Source organism: Variovorax beijingensis (assembly GCF_003951285.1).
GTDB lineage: Bacteria > Pseudomonadota > Gammaproteobacteria > Burkholderiales > Burkholderiaceae_C > Variovorax > Variovorax beijingensis.
Window position 1 is genome coordinate 1 of sequence record NZ_RXFQ01000007.1, and the last position, 20907, is coordinate 20907.

21 protein-coding genes are annotated in these 20907 nt (G+C 68.5%); 10 read left to right on the top strand and 11 right to left on the bottom strand.

Going from position 1 to position 20907, the window contains the following annotated elements; all coding sequences use genetic code 11:
- Window positions 1–140 precede the first annotated feature (140 nt).
- The 8 genes from glnK to EJO66_RS13420 all read left to right on the top strand — a co-directional run bounded on the left by glnK (window position 141) and on the right by EJO66_RS13420 (window position 8672).
- Window positions 141–479 (top strand): P-II family nitrogen regulator, encoded by a 339-nt coding sequence (gene glnK / locus EJO66_RS13380; protein ID WP_007833403.1) that lies wholly within the window; start codon window positions 141–143, stop codon window positions 477–479.
- 22 nt (window positions 480–501) lie between these two features.
- Window positions 502–2028: an ammonium transporter gene (locus EJO66_RS13385; protein WP_124958324.1), complete on the top strand. Its 1527-nt coding sequence runs from the start codon at window positions 502–504 to the stop codon at window positions 2026–2028.
- Between the two features lie 280 nt (window positions 2029–2308).
- A complete protein-coding gene (locus tag EJO66_RS13395) occupies window positions 2309–3244 on the top strand; it encodes an SMP-30/gluconolactonase/LRE family protein (protein WP_124958325.1) in 936 nt (311 codons plus the stop codon).
- A 13-nt stretch (window positions 3245–3257) separates the two neighbouring features.
- Complete coding sequence (locus tag EJO66_RS13400; RefSeq protein WP_124958326.1) at window positions 3258–4139, top strand: LysR substrate-binding domain-containing protein; 882 nt, start codon at window positions 3258–3260, stop codon at window positions 4137–4139.
- 112 nt (window positions 4140–4251) lie between these two features.
- On the top strand, window positions 4252–5754 hold the full coding sequence (locus EJO66_RS13405) for an FAD-linked oxidase C-terminal domain-containing protein (protein WP_124958327.1): 1503 nt from the start codon (window positions 4252–4254) through the stop codon (window positions 5752–5754).
- A gap of 28 nt (window positions 5755–5782) precedes the next feature.
- A complete protein-coding gene (gene glcE, locus EJO66_RS13410; protein ID WP_124958328.1) occupies window positions 5783–6892 on the top strand; it encodes a glycolate oxidase subunit GlcE in 1110 nt (369 codons plus the stop codon).
- Window positions 6893–6913: 21 nt separating this feature from the next.
- Entirely contained in the window at window positions 6914–8146 is a 1233-nt protein-coding gene (glcF, locus tag EJO66_RS13415; RefSeq protein ID WP_124958329.1) for a glycolate oxidase subunit GlcF, read from the top strand.
- A gap of 91 nt (window positions 8147–8237) precedes the next feature.
- Window positions 8238–8672 (top strand): carboxypeptidase regulatory-like domain-containing protein, encoded by a 435-nt coding sequence (locus EJO66_RS13420; RefSeq protein WP_124958330.1) that lies wholly within the window; start codon window positions 8238–8240, stop codon window positions 8670–8672.
- Window positions 8673–8684: 12 nt separating this feature from the next.
- On the opposite strand, the gene EJO66_RS13425 is transcribed toward EJO66_RS13420, so the two are convergent.
- The 3 genes from EJO66_RS13425 to lplT all read right to left on the bottom strand — a co-directional run bounded on the left by EJO66_RS13425 (window position 8685) and on the right by lplT (window position 11497).
- Window positions 8685–9176 carry a glutathione peroxidase gene (locus EJO66_RS13425; protein WP_124958331.1) on the bottom strand — a complete coding sequence of 164 codons (492 nt, stop codon included), beginning with the start codon at window positions 9174–9176 and terminating at the stop codon, window positions 8685–8687.
- Window positions 9177–9189: 13 nt separating this feature from the next.
- Window positions 9190–10080 (bottom strand): DMT family transporter, encoded by an 891-nt coding sequence (locus tag EJO66_RS13430; protein ID WP_124958332.1) that lies wholly within the window; start codon window positions 10078–10080, stop codon window positions 9190–9192.
- 112 nt (window positions 10081–10192) lie between these two features.
- Window positions 10193–11497, bottom strand: coding sequence for a lysophospholipid transporter LplT (gene lplT / locus EJO66_RS13440; RefSeq protein WP_124958333.1), 1305 nt, complete (start codon window positions 11495–11497; stop codon window positions 10193–10195).
- A 172-nt stretch (window positions 11498–11669) separates the two neighbouring features.
- On the opposite strand from lplT, the gene alr reads away from it, so the two are divergent.
- A complete protein-coding gene (gene alr / locus EJO66_RS13445; protein ID WP_124958334.1) occupies window positions 11670–12770 on the top strand; it encodes an alanine racemase in 1101 nt (366 codons plus the stop codon).
- 82 nt (window positions 12771–12852) lie between these two features.
- A complete protein-coding gene (locus tag EJO66_RS13450; RefSeq protein ID WP_164547825.1) occupies window positions 12853–13386 on the top strand; it encodes a DUF4329 domain-containing protein in 534 nt (177 codons plus the stop codon).
- A 27-nt stretch (window positions 13387–13413) separates the two neighbouring features.
- Here the strand turns inward: EJO66_RS13450 and EJO66_RS13455 are convergent, their stop codons facing one another.
- Genes EJO66_RS13455 through hpaD form a run of 8 tightly spaced genes read right to left on the bottom strand, consistent with a single transcriptional unit; the run spans window position 13414 to window position 20905 of the window.
- Window positions 13414–14391, bottom strand: coding sequence for a 2-dehydropantoate 2-reductase (locus tag EJO66_RS13455; RefSeq protein WP_124958336.1), 978 nt, complete (start codon window positions 14389–14391; stop codon window positions 13414–13416).
- A gap of 1 nt (window position 14392) precedes the next feature.
- Window positions 14393–15187, bottom strand: a complete 795-nt coding sequence (locus EJO66_RS13460; RefSeq protein ID WP_124958337.1) for a class II aldolase/adducin family protein — start codon at window positions 15185–15187, stop codon at window positions 14393–14395.
- Between the two features lie 19 nt (window positions 15188–15206).
- Entirely contained in the window at window positions 15207–16196 is a 990-nt protein-coding gene (locus EJO66_RS13465; protein ID WP_124958338.1) for a Bug family tripartite tricarboxylate transporter substrate binding protein, read from the bottom strand.
- A gap of 31 nt (window positions 16197–16227) precedes the next feature.
- Window positions 16228–17961 (bottom strand): dihydroxy-acid dehydratase, encoded by a 1734-nt coding sequence (ilvD, locus tag EJO66_RS13470; protein WP_124958339.1) that lies wholly within the window; start codon window positions 17959–17961, stop codon window positions 16228–16230.
- Between the two features lie 13 nt (window positions 17962–17974).
- Entirely contained in the window at window positions 17975–18796 is an 822-nt protein-coding gene (locus EJO66_RS13475; protein WP_124958340.1) for an aldolase/citrate lyase family protein, read from the bottom strand.
- A 10-nt stretch (window positions 18797–18806) separates the two neighbouring features.
- A complete protein-coding gene (gene hpaH, locus EJO66_RS13480) occupies window positions 18807–19610 on the bottom strand; it encodes a 2-oxo-hept-4-ene-1,7-dioate hydratase (RefSeq protein WP_124958341.1) in 804 nt (267 codons plus the stop codon).
- Between the two features lie 4 nt (window positions 19611–19614).
- A complete protein-coding gene (locus tag EJO66_RS13485) occupies window positions 19615–20019 on the bottom strand; it encodes a 5-carboxymethyl-2-hydroxymuconate Delta-isomerase (protein WP_124958342.1) in 405 nt (134 codons plus the stop codon).
- Window positions 20020–20041: 22 nt separating this feature from the next.
- The gene (hpaD, locus tag EJO66_RS13490) at window positions 20042–20905 is read right to left on the bottom strand and encodes a 3,4-dihydroxyphenylacetate 2,3-dioxygenase (RefSeq protein ID WP_164547826.1); all 864 of its coding nucleotides are present in this window, start codon (window positions 20903–20905) and stop codon (window positions 20042–20044) included.
- Window positions 20906–20907 lie beyond the last annotated feature (2 nt).

Genomic DNA, 20907 nt, shown 5'->3' on the forward strand with positions numbered 1-20907 from the left:
TGGCCCCATCGGCGAGCAGTACTACTCGCCCAACAAGGCGCGCTTCATCGTTACGCTCAGCAAGACCCTGTAAGCGGGCACAAGAACAAGGTGCGGCCCAAGCTGTCGCACCACCCATTCCATCCAAGAAGGAGAAAGTCATGAAGCTGGTCACAGCCATCATCAAACCGTTCAAGCTCGACGAGGTGCGCGAAGCCCTCTCGGCCATCGGCGTGCAGGGCATCACGGTCACGGAGGTCAAGGGCTTCGGCCGCCAGAAGGGCCACACCGAGCTGTATCGCGGCGCGGAGTACGTGGTCGACTTCCTGCCCAAGGTCAAGATCGAGGCAGCGGTGTCCGACGACCTCGTCGACCGCGTGATCGAAGCCGTGGAGGGTGCGGCGCGCACCGGCAAGATCGGCGATGGAAAGATTTTTGTCTACAACCTCGAGCAGGTCGTTCGCATCCGCACCGGCGAAACCGGTCGCGAAGCCCTCTGATCCAGCCCGGAAAACAACAACCATGAAAAAACTGCTTGTTTCTCTCGCGCTCGGCCTGAGCCTGCTCGCTGCAGGCACGGCGAGCTTCGCCCAGGCGCCTGCTGCCACGCCCGAGGCGCCCGCCGCGGCATCCGCGCCCGCAGCCGCCGCTCCGGCACCCGCGGCCGCCCCGGCTGCTGCTGCCACTGCCGAAGCAGCGCCCGCCGCGGCTCCTGCCGCTCCTTCCTTCAACAAGGGTGACACCAGCTGGATGATGCTGTCCACGCTGCTCGTCATCATGATGACCATTCCCGGCCTGGCGCTGTTCTACGGCGGCCTGGTGCGCAGCAAGAACATGCTGTCGGTGCTGATGCAGGTGATGGTCACCTTCTCGCTGATCGTCGTGCTGTGGCTCATCTATGGCTACAGCCTGGCGTTCACCGAGGGGAATGCCTTCATCGGCGGCTTCGACCGGCTCTTCATGAAGGGCGTATTCGATCCGGCCACCGGCGTGTTCGCGCCCGGCGCCACCTTCAGCAAGGGCGTCTACATCCCCGAGCTGCTGTTCGCCGCCTTCCAGGCCACCTTCGCCGGCATCACCTGCTGCCTGATCGTGGGTGCCTTCGCGGAGCGCGCCAAGTTCTCGGCCGTGCTGCTGTTCATGGTGATCTGGTTCACCTTCAGCTATGCGCCGCTCGCGCACATGGTCTGGTTCTGGCTCGGCCCCGATGCCTACACCGCCGCCAACGTGGTGGATGCCAACAACGCCAAGGCCGGCCTGATCTGGCAGTGGGGCGCGCTCGACTTCGCGGGCGGCACCGTGGTGCACATCAACGCCGCCGTGGCGGGCCTGGTCGGCGCCTACGTGATCGGCAAGCGCGTGGGCTACGGCAAGGAAGCCTTCACGCCGCACTCGCTCACGCTCACCATGGTCGGCGCTTCGCTGCTGTGGGTCGGCTGGTTCGGCTTCAACGCAGGTTCGGCCCTCGAAGCCGGCACCAGCGCCGTGCTCGCCTTCATGAACACCTTCACCGCCACGGCAGCCGCCGTGCTCGCATGGTGCATCGGTGAAGCGCTGATGCGCGGCAAGGCTTCGATGCTGGGTGCCGCTTCGGGCGCCGTGGCGGGCCTCGTGGCCATCACCCCGGCCGCCGGCAACGTCGGCCTGATGGGCGCGATCATCATCGGCTTCATCGCCGGCTTCGCCTGCCTCTGGGGCGTCAACGGCCTGAAGAAGATGCTCGGCGCGGACGACTCGCTCGACGTGTTCGGCGTGCACGGTGTCGGCGGCATCGTCGGCGCGCTGCTCACCGGCGTGTTCAACACCCAGGCACTCGGCGGCCCCGGCCTCGTGGGCGACTGGGTCACGGCCAGCATCGTGTCCAACGGCATCGGCGCCCAGGTCTGGATCCAGCTCAAGGGCGTGCTGCTGACCATCGTGTGGTCGGGCGTGGTGGCGTTCATTGCCTTCAAGATCGCCGACCTCACCATCGGCCTGCGTGTGTCGGAAGAAGAAGAGCGCGAAGGCCTCGACATCTCCTCGCACGGCGAGACCGCATATAACAGGTAACCCCAAAGCAATAGGCAACCCCCCAGTCTTCGCGCACTTCGTGTCGCTTCGCCAACCCCCCTGCTGGGGGCAACACCAGCGGCCCGGCAAAGCCGGTTCCGCGGTGTTTCTGGAAGAAGGCATACGACGCACAGGCTGGCTATAAGAACTACACGGAACGATTTTTTCAGCGAGGTCTCCTTTGGATGTTCAGCCCGCGAGCGCTTCGGCGTCAGCGGGCTTTTTTTTGCCTGCGTTTTTCCTCTGGAGCGGCGATGTCCGCGCATGCACAATTCCGGGCATGTGGACCTCCATCGACAACAGCCTCTGCGAGCTCGGCGAATCGCCGTTCTGGCATCCGCGGGAACGCGCCCTTTACTGGCTCGACATCCCGGGCCGCGCGGTGCTGCGCACGCGCGGCGACATCGGCACGGCCTCCGCCAAGGTCGAGCGCTGGGCCCTGCCCACCGAGCCCGGCTGCATGGCGCCGGCGCGCAGCGGCGGCCTCGTGATTGCGCTGCGCGACGGCATCTACCGGGCGCGCGAGTGGGGCGGTGAACTCGTCGCCATCACGCGCGTGGAACACGACGTGCGCACCATGCGCTTCAACGACGGCAAGTGCGATGCGCTCGGCCGCTTCTGGAGCGGTTCGATCAACGAGGCGAAAGACCGCGCCAGCGCCGCGCTCTATTGCCTCGATGCGCGCCCCGGCACCGGCGTGGCGCCGACCCTCACGCAGATGGCCAGCCAGGTGACGACGGCCAACGGGCTCGCGTTCTCGCCCGATGCGCGCACCCTGTACTGGGCCGATACGCCCGCGCACCAGGTGCGCGCCTGGAACTGGGACGCCGAGGCCAACACGCTCTCGCAGCCTCGCGTGTTCCGCCAGTTCGACGCCAAGCCCGAAGGCTGGACCCCCGATTCGCCGACGCTTTGCTACGAAGGCCGCCCCGATGGCGCCACGGTCGATGCGCAGGGCCACTACTGGGTCGCGATGTTCGAAGGCGCCCAGTTGCTGCGCCTTGCGCCTTCAGGCGAGATCGTGGCCGCCGTTCCCGTTCCGGCCCAATGCCCGACCATGCCCTGCTTCGGCGGCGATGACCTGAAGACGCTCTTCGTCACCACCGCCCGCAAGGGCCGCCCCGCCGCCGAGATCGAGCGGTTGCCGGCCTCGGGCAGCGTGATTGCCATGCAGGTCGACACGCCCGGCCTGCCGGTTGCCTTCTTCGAAGATTGAGCGGCTTCCCCGCATGGCCCTGCAGCACATCCCGCCCATCCAGTGCCTGCTGACCTTCGAGGCCGTGGCGCGGCTGCGGCATGCGGGCCGCGCGGCCGACGAGCTGTGCGTGACCGCCAGCGCCGTGAGCCACCGCATCCGCCAGCTCGAGGCGCACGTGGGCTTCAAGCTCTTCGGCCGTGGCGACTTCAGCCTCACGGCCGACGGCGCGGCCTACCTTGCCAACGTGCGCACCGGCCTTGCTGCGCTGCAGGCCACGCCGCTTGGCAACGCGGCGACGCGCGCCACGCGCCTGCGCATTGCCGTCACGCCCACCTTCAGCCGCGTGTTCCTGATGCCGCGGCTCGAACTGTTCCGCAACATCTACCCCGACATCGAGCTGGTGCTGCAGGTGTCCATTCCGCTGCTCGACGTGACGGCCGAGCAGGCCGACCTCGAGGTGCGCTACGGCAGCGGCGCGTACGCCGACTGCGAACACCGGCTGCTGCTCGATGAAGAGGTGCTGCCCGCCTGCAGCCCGAGCTACCTCAACGAGTTCGGCCCGTTCGACGGCTTTTGCACCGCGGCGGAGATTGCCAGCGCCCGGCTGATCCGCAGCCCGCTCGAACCCTGGGGCACCTGGTTTGCAAGCTGCGGCCTCGACCAGCCCGAGCCGCACGTCGGCTCCCAGTTCAACGACCTGGGCCTGGTCTACGACGCCGCGGCCAGCGGCTTCGGCGTCGCGCTGGTGCGCCAGAAGATGGGCGCCGCCTGGTTCGAATCGGGCCGGCTGGTGCCGCTGTCCGACCGGCCCGTGCCCTCGCCGCACCGCCACACCATCTGCTGGCAGCCAGGCACGCTCGATCGCTGGGAATGCGCGGCGTTTGTGGACTGGCTCGCACAGAGCCTGCGCTGAACCGGCGGCCGGCCGCTGCATTCGGCAAAGTTCTCTCAAGCGCCGCGCAAAAAAGCTTCAACCCGGCCGCGCCGCATTTTGCGTAGAGTGCAGGGCACCACGAGAGACACCTATGAACGCGCCGCTCACCGCCGTCCAGCACGATTCGCTGCAGAAAACCGACCGCCAGTCGCAGATCGTGCGCGCCCTGCAGGCCCACCTGCCGGCGCACGCGCTCATCTGGCACGCCGAGGACACCACACCCTACGAATGCGACGGCCTCACCGCCTACCGCCAGCGCCCGCTGGTGGTGGCCCTGCCCGAGACCGAGGCGCAGGTGGCCGCGGTGCTCAAGACCTGCCACCAGCTCGGCGTGCCCGTGGTGGCACGCGGTGCGGGCACCGGGCTTTCGGGCGGCGCCATGCCGCATGCGCTGGGCGTGACGCTGTCGCTCGCCAAATTCAACCGCATCCTGAAGATCGACCCGGTGAGCCGAACGGCCGTCGTGCAGTGCGGCGTGCGCAACCTTGCCATCAGCGAAGCCGCTGCGCCCTTCAACCTCTACTACGCGCCCGATCCGTCGAGCCAGATTGCCTGCACCATCGGCGGCAACGTGGCCGAGAACTCGGGCGGCGTGCACTGCCTGAAATACGGCCTCACGCTGCACAACGTGCTGCGCGTGCGCGGCTTCACGGCCGAGGGCGAGCCCATTGAATTCGGCGGCGAGGCGCTCGACGCGCCGGGCCTGGACCTGCTCGCGCTGGTCATCGGCAGCGAAGGCATGCTGGCCGTGACCACCGAGGTCAGCGTCAAGCTGGTGCCCAAGCCGCAGGTCGCGCGCTGCATCATGGCCAGCTTCGACGACGTGCGCAAGGCGGGCGATGCGGTGGCCGCGGTGATTGCGGCCGGCATCATTCCCGCGGGGCTCGAGATGATGGACAAGCCCATGACCGCTGCCGTCGAAGACTTCGTGCACGCGGGCTACGACCTCGACGCGGCCGCGATCCTGCTGTGCGAATCCGACGGCACCGCCGAGGAAGTGGAAGAAGAAATCGGCCGCATGACGGCCGTGCTGCGCTCCTGCGGCGCCACTGCCATTGCGGTGAGCAGCAGCGAGGAAGAGCGCATGAAGTTCTGGAGCGGCCGCAAGAACGCGTTCCCCGCGTCGGGCCGCATCAGCCCCGACTACATGTGCCTCGATTCCACCATTCCGCGCAAGCGCCTGGCCGACATCCTGCTGGCCATCCAGCAGATGGAGAAGAAGTACGGATTGCGCTGCTGCAACGTGTTCCACGCCGGCGACGGCAACCTGCATCCGCTGGTGCTGTTCGATGCCAACGACCCCGACGAGCTGCACCGCTGCGAGCTCTTCGGCGCCGACATCCTCGAGACCAGCGTGGCCATGGGCGGCACCGTGTCGGGCGAGCATGGCGTGGGCGTGGAAAAGCTCAACAGCATGTGCGTGCAGTTCACCGCGGCCGAGAACGAGCAGATGTTTGGCATCAAGCGCGCCTTCGATCCGGCCGGCCTGCTGAACCCCGGCAAGGTGATTCCCACGCTGCAGCGCTGCGCCGAATACGGCAAGCAGGTGGTGCGCGGCGGCCGGCTGCCGCATCCCGACCTGCCGCGCTTCTGAGAACGACGACAAGAAAACAACGCAGACCATGGAACCCGCCCTCAGCCAGATCGCCGAACGCATCCGCGCCGCGGCCGCCGATGCCACGCCGCTTCGCATCCGCGGCGGTGGCACCAAGGACTTTCATGGCGAGACGCCGCACGGCGAAATCCTGAGCACCACCGCGCTCACCGGCATCACGAGCTACGAACCCAGTGAACTGGTGGTCACCGTGCGCGGCGGCACGCCGCTTGCCGAGCTCGAAGCCGTGCTGGCCGAAAAAGGGCAATGCCTGCCCTTCGAGCCGCCGCACTTCGGCGCGGCGGGTGCGGGCACCGTGGGCGGCATGGTGGCCGCGGGGCTCAGCGGCCCGGCGCGCGCCAGCGTGGGCGCGGTGCGCGACTACGTGCTGGGCGCCACGCTCGTCAACGGCCGCGGCGACGTGCTCACATTCGGCGGCCAGGTGATGAAGAACGTGGCGGGCTACGACGTCTCGCGCGTGCTGGCGGGATCGCTCGGCACGCTGGGCGTGATTGCCGAGGTGAGCCTCAAGGTGCTGCCTGTCGCGCCCGCCGAGGCCACGCTGGCCTTCGACTGCAGCCAGGCGGATGCGCTGCGCCTGCTCAACGAGTGGGGCGGCCGGCCGCTGCCGCTCAACGCGAGCTGCTGGTTCGAACAGGCGGGCGCCGGCATGCTGCAGCTGCGCCTGCGCGGCGCGGTTGCGGCGGTGGAGGCCGCCTGCGCGCATCTCGGCGGCGAGCGCAAGGACAACGCGCACGCCGCGGCGCACTGGCAGGCGCTGCGCGACCAGCAGCTGCCCTGGTTCGGCGCGGGCCCGAACGCACTGTGGCGCCTGTCGGTGCCGCAGACCGCATCGGCGATTGCATGGGGCGATGGCGAGGCGCCGCTGGTCGAATGGCATGGCGGGCAGCGCTGGTACCAGGCGCCGCCCGCGCAGGCCGCGCGCATCCGCGAAGCCGCACGCGCGGCCGGCGGGCACGCCACGCTGTTCCGCATGCCCGCCGGCCACGCCGCGGACAGCCGCGTGCCGCGCTTCGACGCACTGAGCGCACCCGTGGCCCGCATCCACCAGGCGCTGATGCACGAGTTCGATCCGCACCGCATCTTCGATCGCGCACGGCTGCTCGCCGGCGCTTAAAAAAACCAAGAAACCCCCGCGATGCAAACCGAACTCGCCCCCGAATTCCGCGGCACCGACGAAGGCCGCGAAGCCGAAGCCATCCTGCGCAAATGCGTGCACTGCGGCTTCTGCACTGCCACCTGCCCCACCTACCAATTGCTCGGCGACGAGCTCGACGGCCCGCGCGGGCGCATCTACCTGATCAAGCAGGTGCTCGAAGGCAAGGCCCCCACGCGCAGCACGCAGCTGCACCTGGACCGCTGCCTGACCTGCCGCAACTGCGAGAGCACCTGCCCGAGCGGCGTGCAGTACGGCCACCTGGTCGACATCGGCCGCAGGATCGTCGACGAGAAAGTGCCGCGCCCCGCCATGGAATCGGCCACGCGCTGGCTGCTGAAGGAAGGGCTGCCGTCGCCGCTGTTCGGCCCGGCGATGGCGCTCGGCCAGGCGGTGCGCGGCCTGCTGCCCGATGCGCTCAAGGCCAAGGTGCCGGCCAAACAGGAGGCCGGCGCCTGGCCCACCGCCACGCATGCGCGCAAGGTGCTGATGCTCGCGGGCTGCGTGCAGCCCGCGATGATGCCCAACATCAACAGCGCCACCGCGCGCGTGCTCGATGCGGCCGGCATCCAGGCCGTGATCGCGCCCGAGGCCGGCTGCTGCGGCGCCGTGAAGTTCCACCTCAACGACCAGGAGGGCGGCAAGGCGCAGATGCGCGCCAACATCGATGCCTGGTGGCCGATGGTGGAGCGCAACGAGGTCGAAGCCATCGTGATGAACGCCTCGGGCTGCGGCGTCACGGTGCGCGAGTACGGCCACATCCTGCAGCACGACCCGGCCTATGCCGCCAAGGCCGCGCGCATCAGCGAGCTGACGCACGATCTGAGCGAACTGCTGCCCGACCTGGTGCCGGCCCTGAAGGCGCGCGTGCATGCGCCGCAGGGCGTGGTCGCCTACCACCCGCCCTGCACGCTGCAGCATGGCCAGAAGCTGCGCGGCGGCGTCGAAACACATTTGCGCGCACTCGGCTTCGACGTGCGCGTGGCCCTGAACGAATCGCACCTGTGCTGCGGCTCGGCCGGCACCTACTCGGTGCTGCAGCCCGAGCTGGCCCACCCGCTGCGCGACCGCAAGCTCGGGCACCTGGAGCAGCTGCAGCCGAGCGTCATCGCCTCGGCCAACATCGGCTGCATCACGCACCTGCAAAGCGGCAGCCAGAAGACACCCGTGCGGCACTGGGTGGAACTGCTGGACGCGGCGCTGGCAGCGGCCTGATCGCGCACACCGAAGAGCGCCCTGGTCCGACTCGCGCCAGCGCGCTTTGCACCGCATCATGGCGGCACCGTTTTTCCAAGGAGCAAGCCTCATGTCTTCTGTTCAAGCAGCTTCCATCGTTCCGAAGAAGCACTTACGGCGTGCCTTGCTGGCGCTGGCATGCGCGGCCGGCGCCGTGGGTGCGCAGGCCCAGTCGGCCATGCCGCAATGGAAGGGCGAGGGCGCGGTGCGCTATGTCTGCGGCGGCATCGGCTCGGACGAATCGACTGCCATGCGCGCCGCCATGAAAGACCATCCGCTGGCGCTGCTCTTCGCGCGCTCCGACGGCGCTTACCTGGCGGATGTGCAGGTCGACATCAAGGGCGCCGGCGGCGCGCCTTCGCTGGCCTTGCGCGCGAGCGGGCCGGTCTGCCTGGTCGACCTGCCCGCGGGCCGCTACACCATCGACGCCGCGATGGCCGGCAGCGCCAAGAGCCAGACGGTGACGGTGGGCGGCGGCTCCAGGACCGTCGATTTCAGGTTCTGACCGGGCCTCGATTCAGCCCGCCGCCAGCGCCGCCTCGATGTCGCGCGCGATTGACGCGGGCGTGTCCAGCGGCGCATAGCGCTTGAGCACCCGCCCGTCGCGGCCGACCAGGAACTTGGTGAAGTTCCACTTGATGGCCGTGCTGCCCAGGAGGCCCGGCTTCTCCTTGGTGAGCCACTGGTAGAGCGGCGCGGCGTTGCTGCCGTTGACGTCGATCTTTTCCATCATCGGAAAACTCACGCCGTAGTTGGTGGTGCAGAAGGCGCCGATTTCCTCGTTGCTGCCCGGATCCTGCGAGCCGAACTGGTTCGACGGAAAGCCCAGCACCACCAGCCCCTGGCTGGCGTACTTTTCGTGCAGTTCCTCGAGTCCGGCGAACTGCGGCGTGAAGCCGCATTGGCTGGCCGTGTTGACGATCAGCAGCACCTTGCCGCGGAAGTCCGAGAGCTTCACGTTCTGGCCGTCGATCCGGTTGGCTTCGAAGTCGTAGATGCTGGTGGTCATGGCGATGCCTCGGTCAGGTGGGGGACGAAAGCCGATCATCGCCCTGCACCGGCGTTCGCGCAAACGCCGACCACACGGCCGCCAGCACGATCAGCGCGCCGCCCGCCAGGATGCGCGGATCCATCTGGGCCGCGCCCAGCGCCACGGAAGAGACGCTGGCGAACAGCACCTCCGACAGCATGATCACCGCCGTGGCGCTGGCTGCCAGCCGGGCCGCGCCGTACTGCAGGCAGACATTGGCCACCACGAAGCCGGTGCCCAGCAAGGCCGCCCATCCGATCCAGCCCGGCTGCGCGGCGAGCGGGGAGCCGAAGGCGCCCAGCAGGGTGCCGGCCGCCGCCGCGATGCCGGCCACCGCCGCACATCCGCAGAACATGGCCAGCGCGCGCGATTCGCCGGGCGCGTCGCGCAGGTGCCGCAGCACGATGTTGGTCACGGCAAAGCTGAAACCGGCCGCCAGGCCCAGCCAGTCCGGCAGGCTCGAAGGCACGGGCCATTCGACGCCGGGCGTCTTGAGCACCACGGCCACGCCGGTCAGCGCCAGCGCCACGCGTGCGAGCGCGCCGCCGGTGGGCCGCTCGCCCAGCACGGCCCAGCCCAGCAGCACGCTCCACAGCGGCATCAGGTAGAACAGCAGCACCACGCGCACCACGTCGCCCTGCGTCACCGCCCAGTTGAAGCCCAGGTTGGTGAAGCCTGCCGCCAGGCCCAGCAGCACGAGCATCGGATACGCCGCGAAGCCGCGCCAGGCATGCCGGCGAAAGAAGCCCATCGCCAGCGAGATTGCCACGTAGATGATGCAGGTGGTCCAGACGGGATGCAGCCCGTGGCTTTCGATGTGGCGAAAGGGAAACCACGAAACGCCCCAGACAAAGGCATTGAAGATCAGTGCAAGCGCGGGCATAGGGCGGAATTTTTTCGTGGAACACCGTGGAACCGGCTTCGCCGGGCCACCGGTGTTGCCCCCGGTGAGGGGGTGGGCGAAGCGACACGAAGTGCGCGCAGCCTGGGGGAGGTCAATGATGCTTGTCGCTGCGGGCGATGGCGAGCAGGTGCTCGACTTCTTCGGGGTACTTGCGCAGGTTGTGATGATGCCAGCGCTGGATCAGCCACATGCAGCCCGCCACCACGCCGCCGAAGGCGCCGATGGCCGCGAAGGCCGACAGGCCCAGGCCGGTGCAGGCGCTGTAGAAGCCGCCGAGCAGCAGGATGCAGGCCTGTTCGTTGAAGTTCTGCACGGCAATCGAGCGGCCCGCGCCCATCAGGTTGTGGCCGCGGTGCTGCAGCAGCGCGTTCATCGGCACCACCAGGAAGCCGCCCAGCCCGCCCAGCAGGATGAGAAAGGGCACCGCGATCCAGACATTGCTGATCAGGTTCATGCTGATGACCAGCAGCCCCATGCCGATGCCCATGGGAATCACGCGCGTGGCCATGTCCAGCCGCATGCGCATCGACGCGACGATGGCGCCCACCGCCATGCCGATGGTGACCACGCCGGTGAGCGCCGTGGCCTGCGTGGTGTTGTAGTCGAGCGCGAGCGCGGCCCAGGCCAGCACGATGTACTTGAGGTTGGCGCCCGCGCCCCAGAACAGCGTGGTGGTGGCCAGCGAGATCTGGCCCAGCTTGTCGCGCCACAGGCGTGCGTTGCAGTGCCAGAAGTCGGGCAGCAGCGAGAACATGTTGCGCGCCAGGCCATGCGCCGGATTGGCGCGCAGCGGCCGCATCTCGACGCCGGTGTGCGGAATGCGCGTGTTGAACCAGGCCGCCAGCGCGTAGACGAAGATCAGCACCGAGATGGCCGCCTCGGCCGGCGAATCGACCCCCGTGTCGATCAGCGGCATGTCGAAGGACAGCAGCTGGCTGGAGACCGCATGGCCCACCAGCGAGCCGCCGAGCACGATGCCCAGCAGGATCGAGGCGATGGTGAGCCCTTCGATCCAGCCGTTGGCTTTTACCAACTGCGAAGCCGGCAGGAGCTCGGTCAGGATGCCGTACTTGGCCGGCGAATAGGCCGCGGCGCCCAGCCCCACGATCGAGTACGACAGCAGCGGATGCGAGCCGAACAGCATCATCAGGCAGCCGACCACCTTGATCGCGTTGCTGATGAACATCACCCGCCCCTTGGGCAAGGCGTCGGCAAAGGCGCCCACCAGCGGCGCCAGCACCACGTAGAAGACGGCGAAGATCGGCACCAGCGCCGCGCGCTGCCATTCGGCCGCTCCCGTGCTTCGCATGAGCTCGACCGCCACGACAAAGATCGCGTTGTCGGCCAGCGACGAAAAGAACTGGGCCGACATGATCGTGTAGAAACCGCGCTTCATCGATGGGCTGGCTGGCCAGGGAGGTGCTGGCAGTAGTGAGAAAGTGTCGCGTCTTTTGGGCGAATGGGCGGTTATAGCATGGGGGTACGACAGCGAAATCAGCGTTCCCACCCTGGACGGCCTTGTCCGGGAAGATGCTAAAACCCCATCCATCCACCATTCGACGCCACCCATGCCGCGCCCCATTCTCGCCACTGTCCACACCGCCGCGCTTCGCCACAACCTCGACCGGGCACGGCGTGCCGCGGTCGATGCCCGCGTCTGGGCCGTGGTCAAGGCCAATGCCTATGGCCACGGCATCGAGCGGGTCTATGAGGGCCTGCGCGGCGCGGACGGCTTTGCGCTGCTCGACCTGGCCGAAGCCGAACGCGTGCGCGCCCTCGGCTGGCGCGGCCCGGTGCTGCTGCTCGAAGGCGTGTTCGATGCGCGCGACCTGGAGCTGTGCTCGCGGCTCGACCTGTGGCACACGGTGCACTGCGACGAGCAGATCGACATGCTCGCGGCCCACAAGACGCTCAAGCCGCAGCGCGTGTTCCTCAAGATGAATTCCGGCATGAACCGCCTGGGCTTCGCGCCCGAGCGCTTCGGCTCGGCCTGGACGCGCCTGAACGCGCTGCCGCAGGTCGACGAGATCTCGCTGATGACGCATTTCAGCGACGCCGACGGCGCGCGCGGCATCGCGCACCAGCTGGAGGTGTTCGATCGCGCCACCCACGACCTGCCGGGCGAGCGCTCCATTGCCAACAGCGCCGCCACCCTGCGCCATGCCCGCCAGACCCGCGGCGACTGGGTGCGCCCGGGCATCGTGCTGTACGGCAGCGCGCCCGACTTTCCCGAGCATGACGCGGCGCACTGGCAGCTGCAGCCCACCATGACGCTCTCGACCAAATTGATCGGTGTGCAGACGCTGAAGGCCGGCGACACCATCGGCTACGGCTCCAACTTCACGGCCGAGGGGCCGCTCACCATCGGCGTGGCCGCGGTCGGCTATGCCGACGGCTATCCGCGCCACTGCAACACCGGCACGCCGGTGCTGGTGAACGGCGTTCGCACCCGCATGGTGGGCCGCGTGAGCATGGACATGATCACCGTCGATCTCACGCCCGTGCCCGAGGCGAAATTCGGCACCGAGGTCACGCTGTGGGGCCGCTCGGCCGTGACCGGCGCGGTGCTCCCCATCGACGAGGTCGCGCAGGCCGCCGGCACCGTCGGCTACGAGCTCATGTGCGCGGTGGCGCCGCGCGTGCCCTTCGCTCCTGCCGACGGCGAATGAAGCGGGCGGAGCAAGGGCCTGCCGATCGTCATACGCTGTCCGTGGGATGGTTGCGCGCCCGTGCGGCCGCCACACTCGCGGCATGGCTGAACCACTTCCCGCTCCCGGATTCCCTCCCGAGTACGAACTCTTCGACACCGTCACCGAGGCGGCACGCGCCGCACTCGAGTCCGTGCTGATCGAGTCGATCGAACGCCGCAAGGAGTTCGGCGCCATGATCTGCCAGCAGGGCAACCAGTTCTTCGCGATGCCGCCGCGCGAGGGCGACACCAACACGGTCGACGTCGGCCACCGCCTCGGCAACAGAGGCTGCCCCGAGGGCACGACGGCGGTGGCCTACTACCACACGCATCCGGCCTACAAGGGCGCGGGCTTCAACATGGAGCCCGACCGCTTCTCGCCCGAGGACCACGGCGTCGCGAACGACATGAAGATCGACGCCTACGTGGGCAGCGTCTCGGGCCTGTTCCTGCGCTACGACCACCGCATGCACAAGATCATGGTGGCCGGGCCGCGCCTGCGCAACGCCCGCGACCTGCCGCAGCCGATTCCGTTGAAGAAGCCCGCGCCGAAGACGCCGCGGCGGCGCACCATCCCGGCGCCGCGGCTGCTCTGAAGCGCATGCGCCGACGCCCCGCGCGACTCAGTACAGCCCGAGCCGCCGCATCTTCAGCCGCGCCAGCCCCAGCAGCGCATCGGTGAACGGCGTGGCCACCGCAGTCAGCTCGCCCAGCTCCCGCACCACGGTGACCAGCGCATCGAGCTCGACTGAACGCCCGGCTTCCACGTCCTGCAGCATCGAGGTCTTGAACGCGCCGAGCTTCATCGTCACCGCATGCCGGTCTTCGGGGCTCTGGGTGATCTCGATGCCGATGCGGTGTCCGATTTCCTTGGCTTCGAGCATCACGGCCGAGATGAAGCCGCGCACGTAGTCGTCGCCCATGATCAGGTCGGTGGTGGCGCCCGTGAGCGCGCTGATGGGGTTCACCGTCATGTTGCCCCAGAGCTTGAACCACACGTCCTTCTGGATCTGCGGCGACAGCGTGGCGTCCAGGCCCGCGCCCTGCAGCAGCGCGACCAGCTTCTGCACGCGCGGCGTGGCTTCGCCCGAAGGCTCGCCCACGATCAGCCCGTTGCCAAAGTGATGCCGCACCACGCCCGGCGCATCGAGCGAGCAGCTCGCGTGTACCACGCAGCCGATCACGTTGCGCGAGGGAATGGCCCTTGCAATCGCGCCGTCGGGGTCCACGGCCGCAAGGCGGTGGCCGGTGATGGCGCCGCCGAAGCCGCCTTCGAGAAACCACCACGGCACGCCGTTCATGGCCACCAGCACGAGGGTGTCGGGCCCGATCAGCGGCCCGATGCGCTCGGCCACGCCGGCCAGCGCGGGCGCCTTCACGGCAATGACCACCAGGTCCTGCGTGCCGAGCGCCTCGGGGTCGGCCACCGCGTTGACCGGCACGCGCGTGCGCACGTCGCCGCGCATCAGCGAAAGGCCGTCCTGCTGCAGCGCTTCGAGCGTGGCGCCGCGCGCCACCACGTTGAGCCGCTCGCCGGCCTGCGCAAGGCCGACGCCGATCCATCCGCCGATGGCGCCGGCGCCGTAGATGCAGATCTTCATGTCAGTTCTTGTAGCTGGCGTCGATGCGGTCGACCTGGCGCACCAGCGCATCGAACACGTCCTGCCCGGCGCCGTGCTCGGGGCTGAATTGCAGCGCATCGCGCGTGCAGCGCTGCGCGATCTCCTCGCTCACCGGAATGGCCGCGCCCATCGAGAAGGTGGCCATCTGGATCTCGCAGGCGCGCTGCAGCGTCCACAGAATGGCGAAGGTCTGCGGCAATGTCTGCCCCCAGGCCAGCAGGCCGTGGTTGCGCAGGATCACGGCGTTGCGCTCGCCGATGCTCCTGAGCAGGCGCGGGCCCTCGTCGGCATGGATGGTGATGCCCTCGAAGTCGTGGTACGCCACCATGCCGTGCAACTGCGCGGTATAGAAATTGGTCTGCTGCAGGCCGCCCTGCAGGCAGGCCACGGCCACGCCGGCCGTGGTGTGCGTGTGCATCACGCAGTGCGCGCCGGGCAGGCCGTCGTGGATGGCGGCGTGCACCGTGAAGCCCGCCGGGTTCACCGGCCAGGTCGAACCATCGAGCACCTTGCCCTGCAGGTCGATCTTCACGAGGTTGCTGGCCGTGACCTCGCTGTAGTGCAGGCCGAAGGGGTTGATGAGGAACTGCTTCTCGCCGCCCGTCACGCTGTCGGGCAGCCGAAGGGTGATGTGGTTGTAGATCATCTCCGTCCAGCCCAGCATCGCAAAGATGCGATAGCAGGCCGCGAGCTGTTCGCGCGCGGCGCGCTCGTCCGGATGGATCGACGGATGGACCGGCGCCGATGGCGGCACGCGGGTGGCGAGTGTGTTCATTGCAGTTCCTTCATTCAGGTTACCCCTCAGCTGTGAAGCCAACTTCTTTCACGATCGGCGCCCACTTGGCGGTGTCTTTCTTGAGCAGCTCGGTCAGCTCGCCGGGCGTGGAAGACATGGCTTCCAGCCCGAAGTTGCCGAGGCCCTCGATCACGTCCTTGTGCGCCAGCGCGTTCTTCATCGACGCGTTGAGCTTCGCGACCAGCTCCGGCGAGGCCTTGGCGGGCAGGAAGAAGGCGAACCATTCGCTGTGCGCCATGTCCTGGATGCCCTGTTCGCCGAAGGTCGGCACGTCTGGCGCGAAGCGGCTGCGCTTGGCGCCCGAGACGCCCAGGATGCGCACCTTGCCCGAGGCCAGGTGCTGCGTGATGTCGCCGATCGGGCCCGAGACGGCCGAGATGTTGCCGCCCAGCAGGTCCAGCATGGCCGGCTGCGTGCCGCGGTAGGCGGCATGCTTGAGTTCGACGCCGCCCTTCTTGCCCAAGAGCGCGCCGATGAAGTGCGGCGTGGAGCCCGCGGCCGGCGAACCGAAGTTGGCGCCCGTCGGATTGGCCTTGGCCCAGGCGAGGAACTCGGGCACCGTCTTCACGCTGGCGGGCACCGAGGGGCCGACCGCAAAGCCGAAGTCGAAGATGCAGGCGATGCTCACCGGCGTGAGGTCGACCATCGGGTCGTACGGCAGCTTCTTGTAGATGTGCGGGTAGATCGTGAGGATGGAGGTGGGCGTCTGCAGGATGGTGGCGCCGTCGGCCGGGCGGCCCTTCACGTAGCTCACGGCGATCTGGCCGCCCGCGCCGGTGCGGTTTTCGACCACGGCCGACCTGGCGTAGTCGGGGCTGAGCTTCTGCGCGATGCGCCGGCAGGTGGTGTCCGAGGTGCCGCCGGCCGCAAAGCCGGTGACGATGGTGGCGGTTTCGAGCGAGGCTTGCGCGAAGGCGTGCTGGCCCAGGCTGGCAAGCAGCGCCGAGGCGCCGGTGGTCTGCAGCAGCTGGCGGCGGGTGAAGGTCATGGTCTGTCTCCGAGGGGTTGTTGGTTGCGTTTCACGACTCGTCGCGCAGCCAGGTGACTGCGCCCGAATGGGTCACGGCGCCCTGGTAGGCAGGGCGCACGGTGAGCGCGTATTTTTCCAGCAAGCCGCGGTGCGGGACCCCCGCGTTTACCTCACGTCGGGCAAGGCGCAGCGCAATTTCCTCCGCCGCCAGTTCCACCGAAATGCTGCGCGCCCCGGCCCGCGCGTCGATGGCCACCATGTCGCCGTCCTGCAGCGCCGCAATCGGCCCGCCGTCGGCCGCTTCGGGCCCCGCATAGCCGATGCACAGGCCCCGCGTGGCGCCCGAGAAGCGCCCGTCGGTCAGCAGCGCCACCTTGTCGCCCATGCCCTGGCCGTAGAGCAGGGCGGTGATGCCCAGCATCTCGCGCATGCCGGGGCTGCCCTTCGGGCCCTCGTTGCGGATCACGATCACGTCGCCGGCTTCGTAGCGGCGGTTCTGCACGGCCGTCTGTGCTTCTTCTTCCGAGTTGAAGACGCGCGCCGGGCCGCGGTGCACCAGCGTCTGGAGGCCCGCGGTCTTGAGCAGCGCGCCGTCGGGACAGAGGTTGCCCTTGAGCACGGCCAGGCCGCCATCGCGCGTGATCGGGTTGCCGGGCGCGCGCACCACGCGGCCGTCGGGCGCGGCGGCATCGGCCAGTTCCTCGGCCAGCGTGCGGCCGGTGAAGCTGAGCGCATCGCCATGCACGAAACCCTGCTCCATCAGCGTGCGCAGGATGACGCCCGCGCCGCCGATGTAGAACACGTCGCGCGCCAGGTACTGCCCGCCCGGACGCAGGTCGGCGATGAGCGGCGTGCGCGCGAAGATCTCGGCCACGTCGTCCAGGTGGAACCTGATGCCGGCCTCGTGCGCGATGGCCGGCAGGTGCAGCGCGGCGTTGGTCGAGCCGCCGGTGGCCGAGACCACGGCGCAGGCGTTCTCGAGCGCCTTGCGCGTGACGATGTCGCGCGGCAGGGGGCTGTCGCCCATCACCGCCTTCATGAGGTTCTTCGCCGCGCGGCGCATCAGCGGCGCGCGTTCGCTGAACACCGCCGGCACCATGCTCGAGCCGATGGGCGCCAGGCCCAGTGCCTCCGACACCATGCCCATGGTGTTGGCCGTGAACTGGCCCGCGCAGGCGCCGGCGGTGGGCAGGCAGGCGCGGCTCATGGCGTCGAGCTCGTCGTGCGTGGCGGTGCCGGCCAGCACCTTGCCGATGGTCTCGTAGGTGTCGACCACGTTGAGGTCGCGGCCATCGGGGCCCGGCATCTGCCCCGGCAGCGCCGAGCCGCCGTGCACGAACACGCTCGGCACGTTGCAGCGCACCATGCCCATCATCAGCCCAGGCAGGTTCTTGTCGCAGGCGCCGATGGCGAAGATGCCGTCCCATTGGTGGCCGCGCGTCGAGGCCTCCACGCTGTCGGCGATCAGCTCGCGCGAGATCAGCGAGAAGCGCATGCCCGAATGCGCCATGGTGAGCCCGTCGCTCACCGACACCACCGGGCATTCGTGCGGCGTGCCGCCGCCCGCGTAGATGCCGGTCTTGGCGTGCTGCGCCTGCTCGCGCAGGTTGAGGTTGCACGGGCTCATCTCGCCGCCGGTGTGGAACACGCCGATGTGCGGGCGCGCGATGTCCTCGTCGTCCTGGCCGAGCGCATGCAGGAAACTGCGCGTGGTCGCGCGGATCGTGCCTTCGCGGATGGTGGCGGAGCGGAAGCGCTTGTTGGGATCGGTCGGGGAAGTCATGGCGCGAAGAGGGTCAGTAACCGCTGGGCGTCACGGCGCTCGCGGCGTTCTTGTACCGGGACGACAGCTGCCTTGCCGCCGCCGTGAGCAGGATGGTGTCCACGCCCACCGCCACGAACTGCGCACCGGCGGCCAGCCACTTGCGCGCCTGTTCCTCGGTGGTCGAGAGAATGCCCGGCGCCTTGCCGGCCTTGCGGATGCGCCCGATGGCGTCGGCGATCATGGCCTGCACCTCGGGATGGTTCGGCTGGCCCACGAAGCCCATCGAGGCCGACAGGTCGGCCGGCCCGATGAACACGCCGTCCACGCCTGGCGTGGCCGCGATGGCGTCGAGGTTCTTCATGGCCTCCACGGTTTCGGCCTGCACCAGCAGGCAGGTTTGCGCGTTGGCTTCGTGCAGGTAGCGCGGGTAGGCCTGCCAGCGCGAGGCGCGCGCCAGGGCGCTGCCCATGCCGCGGATGCCTTCGGGCGGATAGCGCGTGCCCTGCACCATGCGCGCCGCCTGCTCGGCGGTGTCGACCATCGGCACCAGGATGGTCTGCGCGCCGATGTCCAGGTACTGCTTGAGCAGCGTGATGTCGCCCACCGGAACCCGCACCACGGGGTGCGAGCGTTCCGATTCGGGCTGCGCCGACCAGGCGCTCGAGATGCCCTGCAGCTGCGCGAGCACCGAGCGCACGTCGTTGGGCGCGTGCTCGCCGTCGACCAGCAGCCAGTCGAAGCCGGTGCCGGCCAGGATCTCCGCCGCGTAGCCATCGGCCAGGCCGACCCAGAGGCCGATCTTCTGTTCGCCGGCCTGCATGGCCTGCTTGAAGGTGTTCAGGGGTGTTTGCATGGTGTGTCTTTCAGGCAAGTCGGAATGCGATGCTGCCAAGAGGGCCGTAGTCGGCATGGAAGGTATCGCCGGGCAGGGCGGTGGTCGGCCGCGTGAACGAACCGCCCAGCACCACTTCGCCGGCTTCGAGGCACTCGTCCCACGGCGCGAGCTTGTTCGCGAGCCAGGCGACGCCCGTGGCCGGGTGGTTGAGCACGGCCGCGGCCACGCCCGATTCCTCGATCACGCCGTTCTTGTAGAGCAGCGCACTCACCCAGCGCAGGTCGACCGCGTCGGGCTTGACCGGCCGGCCGCCCATCACGATGCCGGCGTTGGCCGCGTTGTCTGCAATGGTGTCGAACACCTTGCGCGGCGCCTTGGTGTGGCGGTCGAACTGCTCGATGCGCGCGTCGATGATCTCGATGGCCGGCACCACGTAGTCGGTGGCGGCCAGCACGTCGAAGATGCTCACGTTCGGGCCCTGGAGCTTCTTGCCGAGCACGAAGGCCAGCTCCACCTCGATGCGTGGCGCGATGAAGCGCGTGAAGGGAATGTCGCCGCCCTGCTCGAAGAACATGTCGTCGAGCAGGGTGCCGTAGTCGGGTTCGTCGATCTGGCTGGACTGCTGCATGGCGCGCGAGGTCAGGCCGATCTTGTGGCCCCGCGGCACGCGGCCTTCCGCGATCTTCTGCTTCACCCATGCGCGCGAGATGGCGTAGCCGTCCTCGATGGTCATTTCGGGAAAGCGCTTGGAGAAATGCTCGACCTGCACGCGCGATCTTTCGCTTTCGTGCAGTTCGGCCGCGAGGCTGGCGATGGTGTCGGCAGTGAGCATGGTGCTACTTGTTGAAGAGAGGATGCAGGTTGCCGTGCTTGCCGTCGTACACCTGGCCCGGGCTCTCGTCGATCTGTAGCGTGATGCCGATGTGGCGCTTGTCGAAGATCGGTTCGAAATGCGCGCGCACGCCGGCCAGCAGTTCGTCGCCGGTCTTTTTCTTCACGGTCTCCGAGCGCCCCGCGGCCATGCGGATGTTGAGGTACACGAAGGCGTAGTCGGCCTTGCCGTCGGCCACCGCGTAATGCGCGGCGGGGTAGGCCAGCACGCGCGTGCCGCCGATGGGAAACACCGGCTTGCCGGCCTCGTCGCGCTGCGCGAGCATGGTGTCGGCGAGCGTGCGGCACAGCGCCGACATGTCGGTCTCGGCTTCGATATTGGGCGTGTAGAGGATGACGAGATGGGGCATGGCGTGTGTTCAGGCGGTGTACTCAGACGGGAAGGGGCGTGACCGGGAAGATGGCATTGATCTGCCCCGTGCCCGAGCTCCCGAAGTAGGGCGTGACCACCTCCACCGGCGCGGCGTAGCGGTCCCAGCCCAGGAGGCCCAGCAGCATCGCGGTGTCGTGCATGTCGCCTTCGCCCCAGCACTTCTCGGCGTACATCGGCAGCATGCCGACGAAGGTGGCCCAGTCGCCGGCCTTCCACAGCTCGACCACGCGCCGGTCGACCTGCTCGAGGAAGGGATCGTAGACCTTGTGCATGAATTCGGGAGCACGGCCGTTATCCGCGAAGTGGTGCGAGAGCGAGCCGCTCGCAAACACCGCCACCGTGCCCTCGTAGCGCTCCTCGATCGCGCGCCGCACCGCCAGGCCGAAGCGGCCCGACTCGGTGAGGTCGTGCCAGTCGCACCAGCCGCTGATGCTGATCACCTTGTAGTGCTGGTCGGGGTTCATGTAGCGCATGGGCACCAGCGTGCCGTACTCGAGTTCGAGCGTGGTGTCGCTGTGCGCGCGGCTCTTCACGCCCATCTCGTTCGCCACGTCGGCGATCAGGTGGCCCAGCGCCGGGTTGCCCGGGTAGGCGTACGGCATGTTCTTGATGAAGTGCGGCAGCTCGTTGCTGGTGTAGGTGCCGCCGAACTTCGGGCCGCAGTTGATGTGGTATTCGCTGTTGACCTGCCAGTGCACGTCGAACACCACGATGGTGTCCACGCCCAGCGCGCGGCAGCGCCGGTCGATTTCCTTGTGGCCGTTGATCGCGGCGTCGCGGCAGCCGAAGTTCGGTCCCGGGAATTCCGAGAGGTACATCGACGGCACGTGCGTGATCTTGGCGGCGAGTGCGAGCGTGCCCATGG

Excerpts from the sequence above, each read along its gene's own strand:
- ilvD (WP_124958339.1), bottom strand. The coding sequence starts at position 17,961 with ATGACTTCCCCGACCGATCCCAACAAGCGCTTCCGCTCCGCCACCATC.
- EJO66_RS13430 (WP_124958332.1), bottom strand. The coding sequence starts at position 10,080 with ATGCCCGCGCTTGCACTGATCTTCAATGCCTTTGTCTGGGGCGTTTCG.
- lplT (WP_124958333.1), bottom strand. The coding sequence starts at position 11,497 with ATGAAGCGCGGTTTCTACACGATCATGTCGGCCCAGTTCTTTTCGTCG.
- glcE (WP_124958328.1), top strand. The coding sequence starts at position 5,783 with ATGGAACCCGCCCTCAGCCAGATCGCCGAACGCATCCGCGCCGCGGCC.
- EJO66_RS13475 (WP_124958340.1), bottom strand. The coding sequence starts at position 18,796 with ATGCAAACACCCCTGAACACCTTCAAGCAGGCCATGCAGGCCGGCGAA.
- EJO66_RS13455 (WP_124958336.1), bottom strand. The coding sequence starts at position 14,391 with ATGAAGATCTGCATCTACGGCGCCGGCGCCATCGGCGGATGGATCGGC.
- EJO66_RS13450 (WP_164547825.1), top strand. The coding sequence starts at position 12,853 with ATGGCTGAACCACTTCCCGCTCCCGGATTCCCTCCCGAGTACGAACTC.
- EJO66_RS13465 (WP_124958338.1), bottom strand. The coding sequence starts at position 16,196 with ATGACCTTCACCCGCCGCCAGCTGCTGCAGACCACCGGCGCCTCGGCG.
- glnK (WP_007833403.1), top strand. The coding sequence starts at position 141 with ATGAAGCTGGTCACAGCCATCATCAAACCGTTCAAGCTCGACGAGGTG.
- glcF (WP_124958329.1), top strand. The coding sequence starts at position 6,914 with ATGCAAACCGAACTCGCCCCCGAATTCCGCGGCACCGACGAAGGCCGC.
- EJO66_RS13400 (WP_124958326.1), top strand. The coding sequence starts at position 3,258 with ATGGCCCTGCAGCACATCCCGCCCATCCAGTGCCTGCTGACCTTCGAG.
- hpaH (WP_124958341.1), bottom strand. The coding sequence starts at position 19,610 with ATGCTCACTGCCGACACCATCGCCAGCCTCGCGGCCGAACTGCACGAA.
- EJO66_RS13460 (WP_124958337.1), bottom strand. The coding sequence starts at position 15,187 with ATGAACACACTCGCCACCCGCGTGCCGCCATCGGCGCCGGTCCATCCG.
- EJO66_RS13425 (WP_124958331.1), bottom strand. The coding sequence starts at position 9,176 with ATGACCACCAGCATCTACGACTTCGAAGCCAACCGGATCGACGGCCAG.
- EJO66_RS13420 (WP_124958330.1), top strand. The coding sequence starts at position 8,238 with ATGTCTTCTGTTCAAGCAGCTTCCATCGTTCCGAAGAAGCACTTACGG.
- EJO66_RS13395 (WP_124958325.1), top strand. The coding sequence starts at position 2,309 with ATGTGGACCTCCATCGACAACAGCCTCTGCGAGCTCGGCGAATCGCCG.
- EJO66_RS13485 (WP_124958342.1), bottom strand. The coding sequence starts at position 20,019 with ATGCCCCATCTCGTCATCCTCTACACGCCCAATATCGAAGCCGAGACC.
- EJO66_RS13405 (WP_124958327.1), top strand. The coding sequence starts at position 4,252 with ATGAACGCGCCGCTCACCGCCGTCCAGCACGATTCGCTGCAGAAAACC.
- alr (WP_124958334.1), top strand. The coding sequence starts at position 11,670 with ATGCCGCGCCCCATTCTCGCCACTGTCCACACCGCCGCGCTTCGCCAC.
- hpaD (WP_164547826.1), bottom strand. The coding sequence starts at position 20,905 with ATGGGCACGCTCGCACTCGCCGCCAAGATCACGCACGTGCCGTCGATG.
- EJO66_RS13385 (WP_124958324.1), top strand. The coding sequence starts at position 502 with ATGAAAAAACTGCTTGTTTCTCTCGCGCTCGGCCTGAGCCTGCTCGCT.